At 34.4% G+C, this 12,357-nt stretch carries 11 protein-coding genes; 2 read left to right on the top strand and 9 right to left on the bottom strand.

Annotated elements, in window-relative coordinates:
* Nucleotides 1-36: 36 nt before the first annotated feature.
* Both galE and JOC75_RS15885 read right to left on the bottom strand, forming a co-directional pair.
* Nucleotides 37-1,026: a UDP-glucose 4-epimerase GalE gene (gene galE, locus JOC75_RS15890; protein ID WP_204954995.1), complete on the bottom strand. Its 990-nt coding sequence runs from the start codon at nt 1,024-1,026 to the stop codon at nt 37-39.
* Nucleotides 1,027-1,071: 45 nt separating this feature from the next.
* Complete coding sequence (locus JOC75_RS15885) at nt 1,072-2,238, bottom strand: galactokinase (RefSeq protein ID WP_204954994.1); 1,167 nt, start codon at nt 2,236-2,238, stop codon at nt 1,072-1,074.
* A gap of 444 nt (nt 2,239-2,682) precedes the next feature.
* Between JOC75_RS15885 and JOC75_RS15880 the strand changes: the two genes are divergently transcribed.
* Complete coding sequence (locus tag JOC75_RS15880; RefSeq protein WP_204954993.1) at nt 2,683-3,534, top strand: AraC family transcriptional regulator; 852 nt, start codon at nt 2,683-2,685, stop codon at nt 3,532-3,534.
* 154 nt (nt 3,535-3,688) lie between these two features.
* Here the strand turns inward: JOC75_RS15880 and JOC75_RS15875 are convergent, their stop codons facing one another.
* The 4 genes from JOC75_RS15875 to JOC75_RS15860 form a co-directional block, all read right to left on the bottom strand.
* Nucleotides 3,689-3,943: a hypothetical protein gene (locus JOC75_RS15875; protein WP_204954992.1), complete on the bottom strand. Its 255-nt coding sequence runs from the start codon at nt 3,941-3,943 to the stop codon at nt 3,689-3,691.
* A 117-nt stretch (nt 3,944-4,060) separates the two neighbouring features.
* On the bottom strand, nt 4,061-4,963 hold the full coding sequence (locus tag JOC75_RS15870; protein ID WP_204954991.1) for an NAD(P)/FAD-dependent oxidoreductase: 903 nt from the start codon (nt 4,961-4,963) through the stop codon (nt 4,061-4,063).
* A 397-nt stretch (nt 4,964-5,360) separates the two neighbouring features.
* The gene (locus JOC75_RS15865) at nt 5,361-6,266 is read right to left on the bottom strand and encodes an SDR family oxidoreductase (protein ID WP_204954990.1); all 906 of its coding nucleotides are present in this window, start codon (nt 6,264-6,266) and stop codon (nt 5,361-5,363) included.
* Between the two features lie 470 nt (nt 6,267-6,736).
* The gene (locus JOC75_RS15860; RefSeq protein ID WP_204954989.1) at nt 6,737-8,035 is read right to left on the bottom strand and encodes a TolB-like translocation protein; all 1,299 of its coding nucleotides are present in this window, start codon (nt 8,033-8,035) and stop codon (nt 6,737-6,739) included.
* Nucleotides 8,036-8,246: 211 nt separating this feature from the next.
* Between JOC75_RS15860 and JOC75_RS15855 the strand changes: the two genes are divergently transcribed.
* Nucleotides 8,247-8,414: an aspartyl-phosphate phosphatase Spo0E family protein gene (locus JOC75_RS15855; protein WP_204954988.1), complete on the top strand. Its 168-nt coding sequence runs from the start codon at nt 8,247-8,249 to the stop codon at nt 8,412-8,414.
* Nucleotides 8,415-8,460: 46 nt separating this feature from the next.
* Here JOC75_RS15855 and JOC75_RS15850 read toward each other — a convergent pair whose 3' ends face one another.
* The 3 genes from JOC75_RS15850 to JOC75_RS15840 all read right to left on the bottom strand — a co-directional run bounded on the left by JOC75_RS15850 (nt 8,461) and on the right by JOC75_RS15840 (nt 12,308).
* Nucleotides 8,461-9,480: an ABC transporter permease gene (locus JOC75_RS15850; RefSeq protein ID WP_204954987.1), complete on the bottom strand. Its 1,020-nt coding sequence runs from the start codon at nt 9,478-9,480 to the stop codon at nt 8,461-8,463.
* Nucleotides 9,477-10,349 (bottom strand): ABC transporter permease subunit, encoded by an 873-nt coding sequence (locus JOC75_RS24375; protein ID WP_204954986.1) that lies wholly within the window; start codon nt 10,347-10,349, stop codon nt 9,477-9,479. Before JOC75_RS24375 ends, JOC75_RS15850 begins: the two co-directional genes overlap by 4 nt.
* A gap of 432 nt (nt 10,350-10,781) precedes the next feature.
* Nucleotides 10,782-12,308: a sensor domain-containing diguanylate cyclase gene (locus JOC75_RS15840; RefSeq protein WP_204954985.1), complete on the bottom strand. Its 1,527-nt coding sequence runs from the start codon at nt 12,306-12,308 to the stop codon at nt 10,782-10,784.
* Nucleotides 12,309-12,357 lie beyond the last annotated feature (49 nt).

Raw genomic sequence — 12,357 nt, 5'->3', positions numbered from 1 at the left:
GAGCAGACTATACTGCCTGCTCCGATTAATTATGATTTATTTTTTATAGCCTGTTGGATTTTTTTGGAACCAATTCCAAGCACTTTCAATCATTGTGTGAAGATCTGCATATTTTGGCTTCCAGCCTAATTCTTTTACTGCTTTTTCTGATGAAGCAATCAATATTGCAGGATCTCCTGCACGACGTGGTGCTACTTCTGCAGGAATAGGGTGACCTGTTACTTTTCTTGCTGTTTCGATTACTTCTTTCACTGAAAATCCGTTACCGTTACCTAGATTATACGTTGCACTTGTATTTTCTTTTCTAAGCTTCTCAATTGCCAAAATATGAGCATCAGCTAAATCTGTCACATGAATATAATCACGAATACATGTGCCATCCTCTGTTTTATAATCATCACCAAAGATCATAATTTTCTCTCTATCACCTAATGCTACTTGTAAAATAATTGGAATAAGATGTGTTTCAGGTTGATGATCTTCACCAAGCTTTCCTTCCATATGTGCACCAGCAACATTAAAGTAACGTAATACAACATACTTTAGGCCATAAGCCTGCTCGCTCCATTTCAGCATTTTCTCCACAGCAAGCTTTGTCTCGCCATATGGATTTGTTGGTACAGTTGGATCTGTTTCAACGATTGGTGTATTTTCCACTTCACCATAAGTTGCTGCAGTTGATGAGAACACAATTTTCTTTACATCAAACTCTGTCATAACCTTTAAAAGACACATTGTTCCATATACATTATTTTCATAATATTGAAGAGGCTGCTCAACACTTTCTCCTACAAGTGAATCAGCTGCAAAGTGAATAACTGCTTCGATTCCATTTTCTTGAAAAACTGTTTTTAAGAAGTTTTCATCTCGTAAATCACCTGTGTAAAGCTTTGCTCCTTCTAAAACAGCTGGTAGATGTCCTTTTTGCAGATTATCTACAACAACAACTTCCTCATTACGATCTAATAGCTCAGAAACAGCGTGACTTCCAATATATCCTGCTCCACCACATACTAATACTGCCATCGTTTTTCCCTCCACTAATCTTTTTTTAGAGAATAACAGAGCACATTAAATCTCCTTCGCTCCATCTCCTACATTTGCTACATAAAATTCAGCTGTTAATCCTGTTTTATCACGATAATTTTTGCCAACGTCTTCAATGAATTTCTCAATATGCTCATTTTTCACGATGGAAACTGTACATCCACCAAAACCTGCACCTGTCATTCGTGATCCAATCACACCTTCTTGGTTTACCGCTTCTTCAACAAGTGTATCTAGTTCAAAGCCAGTGACTTCATAATCATCTCTTAAAGATGCATGTGATTCACACATTAATTGACCAAAGCCTGCAATGTCGCCGTTATTAAGTTTTTCCACAGCTAAAATTGTTCGGGCATTTTCATATACAGCATGCTTCGCACGTTTTTGATCTATTTCATTTGGAATTAAATGACGATAACCTTCAAACTGCTCTGGTGTAAGATCTCCCAATGATTCAATTGAAACCTCTGTTTGCAATGCTTTTAACGCACGCTCACATTCTGATCTACGTTCATTATATTTAGAATCTGCTAAAGCTCTACGTTTATTTGTATTTGCAATTACTAAGGATGCGTCTTGCAAAACAACTGGACTGTATTGATAATCAAGTGTTTGACAATTTAGTAAAATAGCTTGATTCTCTTGACCCATTCCTATTGCAAATTGATCCATAATTCCACAGCTAACTCCAACAAATTCATTTTCTGCTCGCTGACTCATTTTCACAAGCTCAACACGTGAAAAGTCTGTTTCATAAATAGCCTGCAGGGCAACAGCTGTAGCCAGTTCAACAGAAGCTGATGATGATAAGCCAGCACCATTAGGTATGTTTCCGTAAAAAAGCATATCAAAGCCCTGCTCTAATTTAATTCCTTTTTTTAAAAATTCATTCATAACACCCTTTGGATAATTAGCCCAGTCGTGTTCTTTATTCAATGTTAAAGTATCGTCTAGTGACAAAGAAATAACCCCAATATCAGGGAAATTAGTTGAATAAAATTGAACCTTCCGATCATCACGCTTTGAGATTAATGCATATGTCCCAAAGGTTAATGCACATGGAAAAACATGTCCTCCATTATAGTCTGTATGCTCACCAATTAGATTTACTCTTCCTGGTGCAAAAAAGGCTCTTACTTCTTCAGATTTCTTAAATATATTTGTAAATTCTTCTAATAGTTGCTTCTTCATGAAAATCACCTTCCATTATATCGTAATTTGGTAAAAACTTACCTTTTATCTTGAGTTAAATATTCAATTTGTATGTAAGCTCATTTTATAGTCCTTTTTCTTTGGAAACAATGGTAAAATTAAAATGAAGTTTTAGCACTTTTTTGCTATTCACTATATGGATAATACTAAATAAAACATTGAAAACAACTTGTTTTTAACCTATATAATTTAAAGTTTCACACCCTTTTTTTGCTGATATGAAGAGTTATTTCCAAAACCTTGTTTACTTAAACAACTCTAAGAATACTGCACAGTATAAAGCCTGGTGGCATCTTTTCTTAATCGATTAGTACCTTTTATACTATAAAAACAATGTTTCAACCGCAAAATTAGGTTAATTAATAACTTTCTTTCAGAAAAGAGCCTATGATAAAAAGGGTAGAAAAAGGGGAGTTTTTTGCTATGGATAAGAAAACCGGAGCCATTGCCTTTCGCTTTAATGAACCCCATGTAAACTCTGTTGCACAAATCTGGTCAGTTGGTTGGGATGAGCAGCATTCTTCACTTTATAATTGGAGTGGAACAGAAAGAAAGGATCAAGGCAAATATATTTTTCAATACACCTTATCTGGTGGAGGGGAAATTTCAATAGATGGGGAGATTTATTCATTAAAGCCTGGACATGCTTTTATTGTGAGCAGTCCGAGTAATTATCATTATTATTTACCAGAGAATTCGAGTAAATGGGAATTTCTTTACTTAACACTTTACGGCGAGCAAGCTAAGCGTTGTTGGGAATATATTCGTCATTCTGAAAGTCAGGTTGTCAGGTTTCACCCAGAATCTTCTCCCGTTAAGCTTTTAAAGCAAATATATGATGATGCAACAGATAAAAAGATTACCAATGCTTATCAAGGCTCAAGTATTGCTTATCACTTTATTACAGAGCTCTATTTATATCTTTCAACAAATGACAAATTAATGAAGGATTGGTCTGAAGGAATCATAAGTGCTGTATTATTTGCACGAAATTACTATCAAGATGAAATCGGGGCAGAAGAAATGGCAGAAGCTTCAAAGCTATCGAAATATCATTTCTCAAGACTCTTCAAGCAAGAAACAGGTGTCACACCAATTCAATATTTAACAAATATCCGCTTGCAAAAAGCGATTGAGCTGTTAGAGCATACAAAATATTCTGTTGATGAGGTAGCTCAATTAGTAGGCTATAAAAACGCTAACTATTTAAATAAAATTACCCGTAAGCTGACCGGAAAATCACCAGGTCAAATTCGCCAGGGTGATGAGGAGTAAAAGAAGATATAGAAGCCAGTGCAAAAATTTAAAAACCTATAGAAAACAGCAAAATAAAGACCCGAACTATTTGGCGAAGGATTAATTGATCAATCACCTAATACTTCGGGTTAATCATTACAGTAAATAATTATGTCCCAGCCTATGCATTCTGCTACTCATTTAAATCAATTTGAATAAGTCCTTTTTGATGCATAATCGTCATTTTTGTTCCTGGAGTCATCATGTTTTCCAAAATGTCCTTTGCAGCTTGTAAAGCAAATTCTATTCTTTCCAGCTTTTCTGTTTCCTCTTCTCGTTCATCCTTCGCTACTGATGCTAGCTTTATCAGTAAATCCTGAGATTGTTGATGATAATCTGCCAGCTTTTCATACACTTCATCATATAGCTCTTCTATTTCATTTTTCATTGCCTTTCTCTCCCTTGTCTTTCTCCTTAGCTTCTATGATACAAGATTATCCCCAGCAATGTAAAAGTCTGCTTTTATATATTATAGATCTTTTTTCTTTTCCATGATGCACTAGCTTTATAATAGTCGCTTATGAATAAATATTGCAGCCTGAACCCCATCTGCCATGGCAATTGTCACCTGCTCCGAATGAGCAACAACATCACCAGCAGCCCACACATTTGTTATATTTGTTTCTTTTGTTCTTGGATCTACAAGTAAATGTTTGTTTTCTAGACGTTCAACACCTAGCTGATGTCCTAAATCTGAATGTACAGCATTCCCTCCGAACCCAATAAAGCCTTTATCTCCAGTGATAGCTTGTCCATTTTCAAGAATGACTCCTTTAAAATCTGACTCATTTTCTGCTATGACTGCTTCTATTTTTTCATTGATAATTTTTATATTTTTAGTTCTTAGTTTTTCTTCTATTTTTGAATCTAGTTTCTCTCGATCGTGATTTATAAACGTAATATTATTTGTCCAATATGTTAGAGTTAGCGCAAGATTTGCACCGGTTTTTCCGGAACCAAGTAATAAAACATGCTTGTCTCTTACCTCATATCCATCACAATCAGGACATACATATACGGATATACCTAAGCATGGATTAATGTTTTTGATTGGTGGAATACGATCTTTTATTCCAGTAGCAAGCAATAATGTTTTGGTCTTAAATTCTTTTGCTGAACTGGTTTGTAAAGTTAACTGATGATCTTGTTTTTGTGCGTTTATAACACTATCATTTAAAAATTCAACTTTCAGGTCTTGGGCTTGTTTTTTACCTAATTGTCTAAGAGTTTGACCACTAACGCCATCTGGCCAGCCAAGAATATTATGATAACCTCTGCATAAATTTGATCTTCCATCCTCAGAATCGATAACAAGTACATTATGCATATACCTTCCAAGCTGAATAGCTGCTTGTAATCCTGCAATTCCTGCTCCAACAATGATGCATTCATAATTCTTTGCTACCATTTTCACCCGTCCTTTTTACTTCGTATAAATTAGAATGCAACAAAGTCTCGGTAATATTCTAATTTATATGAAGTAAAAGAAAGGATTTGCTAATTCAAATCCTTTCAACTACAAATATCGATTGTGGATAAGTAAGTAAAATCTATAGAAAATTATTATTCTTCCACAAATTTTTATTTCCCAAATTAAAAAATTAGATATTAACATAGTTTTGAACAATTAATAGCATGTTATCCACAGAAGTTATCAACATATCCACAATATCTATCCACATTTTGTGTGGGTACATTCGTTCGCCACAATATATATAAGCCTTTTTTTCACTATTCACAGGTTATACACAGGCATTTTATTACTTTATACCCTGTGTTAAATAGAAAAATGTTATTCTAATTCGTTAAGTTGTTCTAAATCTCCCGCCATTTACATGCAGCACTTGCCCAGTTACATACCTAGAATCATCTGATGCAAGATACACATAAGATGGCGCTAATTCAAAGGGTTGACCTGGTCGCTTCATTTCAGTATCAGAGCCAAAGGTTGATACATTTTTTGCTGAAAAGCTAGCTGGAATTAACGGAGTCCAAATTGGTCCTGGAGCAACTCCATTCACTCTTATCCCCTTCTCCACTAATGAAAGAGATAGCGAACGTGTAAACGTTAAAATCGCTCCTTTAGTTGCTGAATAATCTATAAGTTTCTCATTTCCTTCATAAGCTGTAATTGAAGTTGTATTTATGATGGAACTTCCCTCTTTTAAGTAAGGTAAACCCGCTTTAGTCATATAGAAAAAGGAAAATATATTCGTTCGAAAGGTTGCTTCAAGCTGTTGTGCGGAAATATTAAGAATACTTTCCTGAACAATTTGGATTGCATGGTTGTTCACAATGATGTCGAGTCTGCCAAATGCTTGAATTGTTTTTTGCACTACTTCATAGGAGGTATGCTCTTGCCCAAGATCTCCTGAAATAAGCAAACATCTTCCTCCAAGCTCCTCGATTCTTTGCTTTGTTTCTTGTGCATCTTTATGTTCATTCAAATAGGCAATCACAACAGCTGCCCCTTCTTTTACAAATGCATATGCTATCGCTCTTCCAATTCCACTGTCACCACCAGTGATAATAGCAACCTTATTTTTCAGTTTGCCGCTTCCTTTGTATCCAGCCCATTCAGAAATGGGCCTTGGATCCATTTTATATTCTAACCCTGGCTGTTGCTCCTGATGCTGAGGCGGAAAGACTATTGGTTTTTGCTTAACTTTTTGTTGCATCGCATAGTATGGATAAACAGGATATGGATACATTTAATTCCCTCCCTGAGATCATGTAATCTTGGCATTCAATTAACACTATTCCTACATTGCTTGGACAGAGAACAAGAAATTAACGATACGACCACTTTAATGATAAAAAATGAGAACTATTACTTAGTGAGAAGAGCCTTTTTCAGAAAAAAATGCAATAAATAGTGTCAATTCAACTCCCAGCTTGAAATAAACTACACTTGTCACTCCTCTCAATAGCTAAAACTCAGCTCATATCTTAGTAATCATTCAACTTTGAGCTATAATCGTTCAACTTTGAGCTATAATCGTTCAACTTTATCTACTATTCATTCAACTTTTCGTGATAATCGTTCAACTTCCTCGCATAATCGTTCATTCGACAAAATTCGCCGCCTCCCCACTCACTCACATTCCCACCGCCACACCACTTAATGCAAAACTAAAAAAGAGCTAAAGCTGCACATTCACAGCTTTAGCTCTTTTCTCTATCAAATAGGTTTCATTATTTTCTTCACAATAAAGGTAAGAAGCAGCAACACAAGTGAGCAGCCAACCATCGCGGCCGCAACCATTGCAATTGCTATTCCATACCATGGGTTACTTAATGCGGCCACAACAAAGCTGCTAATAAATAACACAACCGCAAGACCTAAACTAATAAAAAATGGGAGAAATACTTTTCGCGATCGTCTTTGTGATAAAACAATGAAACATCCAAAAAAGACGATGTAATAAATAGCAAGCGCAGCTTCACTTACGAAAAGATCAACTAGCTTCATAAACAGATGGCTCTTTTGTGACTCAGGTAGTTCCAAATCTAGTGGAGAAGGAGCTTCATCTGTTAATGACATGGTCATCAGCTGATAGTTCTCTGGTTCTTCTGGCCAGTTTTTATATTCCAAAAAGATTAGGTTGTTAGTTTTGTTAAAGAATGTTGGTGACTGCACATATGTCTGCAAATCAGTCAGCCTACTTGTTTCATTACTTTCTAGGTCTTTCACAAACAATTCATATTTAAATAATGATGTATTCTCTGATTCTTCTGAAACAGCTGTATAAGCTAAATACTTGTTATCATACGATAAAACTGAAGAGTATACATCACGCTTCGATTCTTCATCTACAGGCGTTTCTATCTTATCTTCTAAATTGTAGCTATAAAGCTGCTCGGTGTTTTTGAATAAACTATAATATATGTTTTTCCCATCTTTTGAAATTGAAAGATTCGTCATGGAAAAATGGTCATTATCAGTTAGCTGTGTTACTTCTTTACTAGCAATGTCTATTTGATAAAGATCGAAGCCTTCTTTTGTTTCACCTTCTGCTTTTTTAAACTCTTCTGCTATTATGCCAATAAAATAGATACTTTCTCCTGTAGTAGAGAATAAGGCATCTGCCACATGTAGGGTGCTATCTGTAAGCTGTACACTACTACCACTGTCAATATTTTGTGTGATTAAGCTGTTAATATTATGTTCAGAGGTTGATAGATATAAAATACTCTCCCCATCTACTGAGAATCTTGGTGTATGATAGCGATGATTACTACCTTCTGTAACTTTAACAATATTACTGCCATCAATATTTGCCGTATATATCTCTTCATTACCATCTAAAAAATATGAAAAGGCAATTTCCTCATCATTCGGTGAAACAGCTATTTCGCTTCCCAAGCCCGTAAAATACTTATATGGATCATGTTCTACTAACATATTATAAGAAATGGCAGTAACAGCAAGAGCAAAGCTAATGATCATAACGAAAATAGTTATCCGATTTTGTTTCAAAAAATATCATCTCCTTGTTTAAGGTGGAAGTGATGCTATACTAGTAGCATGTCAAAAACTCTTACACCACAATGCTATAGCCTAAAAACACTGTCATATTATGATAACAATTGTCGAAAATGTTATATCTTTATATAATTTGTTTTAATATATACCTAACTAGCAGAAACCGAATTCCTATCAAAAATTTATCTTAAGGAGAGTATTAACAATGAAAATAGAGCTCCCCATTTATAAATTGGAGGCAGAAATTTCATTACTTAGAATGGAAATGATTTCAACTGCAGAGCATAAAGGGATTGAACACCCTGAAACCATTAAATGCAGCCAAGCTCTTGACGTTCTTCTGAACAGATATCAGAAAATAAAATGTAGGTGATTGTGCTATTAAAAAACATTAAAATCACCTACTAAGATAATCCTCATTAAGATGATTTGTTCAAGAGTTTGAACTGATCACTTCTACTTTCTATGTCCATTTTATTCATTTGATCTTCATTAAATTTTTTTCTTTTCTTAAAATAAACAGGTCTTCCTGTTGTTACTCTAGAAAATCCCTCTACCATAAATGAAACTGCCAATATTGTTAAGGCAAAGCAAATGATTGGAGTTAACGGAATCCACGGTGCCCATTGCAGGAAAATTTTTGTCCCGCCAATTAGTCCTGACCATTCATTAGTCATAGATTGAGGTGGATCAGTACCCATCTGATCAAATGACACTAGCGTCCCACCAAAGTATAAATTAAATAATCCTAAATGCGCCATAACGATCAAGGTTTGGACAAACTGCTGTCCAAATAGGATGAAGAATCGATCCTTCATAATCGGAATAATGTGCTTTAACATTATATGTAGGTTAGATCCCCCTAATGTTTTAGCACTGATAACATATTCAGATTTTAATAGCTCTCCTGCTTCATTACCAATAAGTACAGATAAAATCGGCACAGTTAGTATAGCTAATACAAGAATTTCGATTCCCATTCGTTCTGTGAGAGAATATGCAAAGCCTTCTGGTCGCATATAGAGAACTGGATGTAATAAATATAGAGCGATAATTGTTAGTGGAATAAAGTGAAAAGCATCCACTAAACTATTTAAATATTTTTTTGTTTTTGAGAAATATGTTCCTACTATCAATCCAATTGGCACCGAAATGACCATTCTTAGTATAGCAATGATGAGTGCTGCGAGTATTGTGAATTTTGCCCCGATTAAGACCTTACTTAACATGTCATACCCAAGCTTATCCGTTCCTAACAAAGCTTCTTTCCTAGGAGCAATAGGTGCTGAATCTACTAATTCATTATCTTCACCATAAATATGGTAAATCTGCTTTACTTCGTTATTCACTATATGAGAATAAATAAAACTAACTGTGACTAATCCAACTATAAACACGAACCCAATTAAAAAGAGAGGATTTTTAAATAATTTAATCATGCCACTGTTTCTCCTCCTTTAATTGTTCTTTCAATGACCATTTTGACGATATGATAAAAAATAAAAATTGGTACAAATAAAAATAATAATATAAAGGTGAATACTTCTGGAGCCATATATGTTGTCAAGTAATAGGTAATTCCAAATATTCCAAATAACAGCTCAACAACAACTAAGGTTGATAGCATAAACCAGATTGTGTTTTTTAAATTAAAAAATAGAGAAATTGCGGTATTTCTAAACACATGAACAACTAATAAAAAAGTATGATGCAATCCTTTTGCCCTTCCTAGTAAAACATAATCCTTAAAAAGCTCCTCCTCAAAAAGATGAACTGTTATACGATAAAGCTGAATGGTAGGCAAAAGGGCTAAACAGATGATAGGTAATAAGAAGGCCTGACTATCACCAACTGTTACAACCTTCATCAGAAGGATATCTGTTTTCTTATAAAGAACGACAATTACTAACTGCAGGACTAAAACGACTAATATATCTGGCAGAGATTCAAGAAACAAAATGAAAAAATTTATTTTCTCTCTTAGCCATTTAGGAAACTGCATGGTACCGATCGTTAATAATATCGATGTTATGTACGCTAAAATCAAGGCACCTAAGATCAGCGTTAGTGAATATAATGCACCTTCTAAAATAAGTGGATAAAGCTTATATTCTGTTCCTCTCATCATGATAGTAAGTTCGTCATAATGAACTAAGCTATACAATATACTTTTTACTGTCTTAAAAAACATGGCTAAAGGACCTTCTTCTGTACCAACAGTGAAAAACAACGAAGGTATTGCACCAAATATAACAATTCCTATACAAGCAGCAATAAATTGACCAATCATACCACCAAGCTTTTTCACCCTTACACCTCCTATGTTAATTCCTCCCAATTATTTATTTCTATTTATATATTATTCTACTATTTGAATAATGTAAAAGGGGCTGGGACAAAATTAAAGAAGTCATACAAAAAGATGAATAAATCTAAATTCAGTTAAGCTGAAAGAAACAAGCTCGTTCCATTGCGCTGCAGACACTCTATTCGCCGAGGAGGAAGCTGAGCCTACTCAGGCCTCCAGGGTCTCAGCCCTTCCTCTATTCCCGTAGGTGCCCTAGTGTCTTCCGCTCCATTTCACTAAGTTCTTAAAAATAGTATACAAAATCAAAAAGTCTATTAAAGATGAAAATAAAAACCCGAACTATTAGGCGAATAGTTAATTATCACCTTATAATTCGGGTTTATCATTAGCTTAAATACATATGTCCCAGCCTCATTATGTTTTATCATAAGCTTAATTCAATATATAATAATTATTTTTACCATTTCTTTTTGCTTTGTACATAGCTTCATCTGCATTCTTAACTAATGATCGATAATCTGCTCCATGCTGTGGATACGTAGCAATTCCAATGCTTGCTGAAACATTAATGACAGAGCTATTGATATGGAAAGGCTCACTGACTACTTCGACTATTCTTTCAGCTAAGTCAATAATGATTTGTTGATCACTCGCTTTTTTGATTAACAAAACAAATTCATCTCCACCTAGTCTTGAGACCGCATCACCTGAACGAACAACATTCTTTAAACGCTCTGAAACTACTTGTAGTAATTTATCTCCTGTTTCATGTCCATACGTATCATTAACATCCTTAAATCCATCTAAATCCATGAAGAAAACAGAGAAATTTCCCTTTTTAGTCATTTCTTCTGTGATCAATTGTGTTAAAAATTCTCGGTTAGGAAGATTTGTAAGTGAATCATAATTTGCTCTTTGTTTCCACTTTTCACTATAGGTTTCAAGAGCATCTAGCATTTCATTTATTTGATTGGCAAGATCACCAATTTCATCTTCGCCATGCTTGCCAACACGGTTCCCTAATTTCTTACATGAACGAACTCCGATAACACTTTGCTTTAACCTTATAATTCTAGAAGCAAATATTTTGTCAAAAGTATAATAAATTACCGTACATATGATCGTAACTAATACTAAAAGAGAGATGAGGTTTAATAAAACTAAAAGTCTACCATTTTTATAAATGGTTCGCTCGCTTTTAACCTCAACATAACTGATTTGATTTCCTAGTAAATCAGAAAGTGTGCTATATCCAGCTATTTCAGTATCATTTAGCTCATGAATGTATAAGTCATCCGCACCTAGCTTCTTTAGCTGTAATGAATTCAATTCTTTTGGGATATTTTGAAAAAGTGAAAGCTCTAATTCAATCGTATCACCTATTTCATTAATTAACTCCTGATCAAATTCCCTTGTAAATATAAGAGTTCCTTTTGATGGACCCTCATAATGACTATTTAATATAGGATGAGAAGAAATTAAGGTTATCCCCTCACTTGTTTGGATAACTCCACTAATCCTTTCATCTGGGGAGAGAGGCTTTTTTAAATGATAAAGATCTAGCCATTCTGGTTCTGCAACATTCTGAGCTAATTCTCCAGTAGGATTCAACCTACTACTATATACAAATTGACCTCTTTGATTCAAAAATAGAACCTGATCAATGCGGTTTTGTTCAAAGGTTTCTTCTGTGAAGTTTGATTCAATATATTCAGAATTTTCATCTTGGATAAACTTTGATGTATCAACCCATGCTGCGTAATCTAAATTTAATTGATTTAAATCATCTATTTCATTTTTGATCAAATTTTGAGTTTGATTCATTTGTTTTGTTACTTGTTCTCGTTCATAAATGGAATGAATTTTACTTGTAATCATCCCACCAATAACCATAATGATGATCATAAAAAAGGTAATAATACCTATAGAGGCAAATAATAGTTTTTTTCGCAAGGTCATTTACTTCACCTACTTTTCTTTCATAATTCATTATAGCTTATACAAATTA

The sequence above is a fragment of the Metabacillus crassostreae genome, assembly GCF_016908395.1.
GTDB lineage: Bacteria > Bacillota > Bacilli > Bacillales > Bacillaceae > Metabacillus > Metabacillus crassostreae.
The sequence above is the reverse complement of the archived record's forward strand: the minus strand, read 5'-3'. Positions and strand labels throughout refer to the sequence as shown.

Excerpts from the sequence above, each read along its gene's own strand:
- galE (WP_204954995.1), bottom strand. The coding sequence starts at position 1,026 with ATGGCAGTATTAGTATGTGGTGGAGCAGGATATATTGGAAGTCACGCT.
- JOC75_RS15870 (WP_204954991.1), bottom strand. The coding sequence starts at position 4,963 with ATGGTAGCAAAGAATTATGAATGCATCATTGTTGGAGCAGGAATTGCA.
- JOC75_RS15880 (WP_204954993.1), top strand. The coding sequence starts at position 2,683 with ATGGATAAGAAAACCGGAGCCATTGCCTTTCGCTTTAATGAACCCCAT.
- JOC75_RS15850 (WP_204954987.1), bottom strand. The coding sequence starts at position 9,480 with ATGATTAAATTATTTAAAAATCCTCTCTTTTTAATTGGGTTCGTGTTT.
- JOC75_RS15865 (WP_204954990.1), bottom strand. The coding sequence starts at position 6,266 with ATGTATCCATATCCTGTTTATCCATACTATGCGATGCAACAAAAAGTT.
- JOC75_RS15855 (WP_204954988.1), top strand. The coding sequence starts at position 8,247 with ATGAAAATAGAGCTCCCCATTTATAAATTGGAGGCAGAAATTTCATTA.
- JOC75_RS15840 (WP_204954985.1), bottom strand. The coding sequence starts at position 12,308 with ATGACCTTGCGAAAAAAACTATTATTTGCCTCTATAGGTATTATTACC.
- JOC75_RS15875 (WP_204954992.1), bottom strand. The coding sequence starts at position 3,943 with ATGAAAAATGAAATAGAAGAGCTATATGATGAAGTGTATGAAAAGCTG.
- JOC75_RS15885 (WP_204954994.1), bottom strand. The coding sequence starts at position 2,238 with ATGAAGAAGCAACTATTAGAAGAATTTACAAATATATTTAAGAAATCT.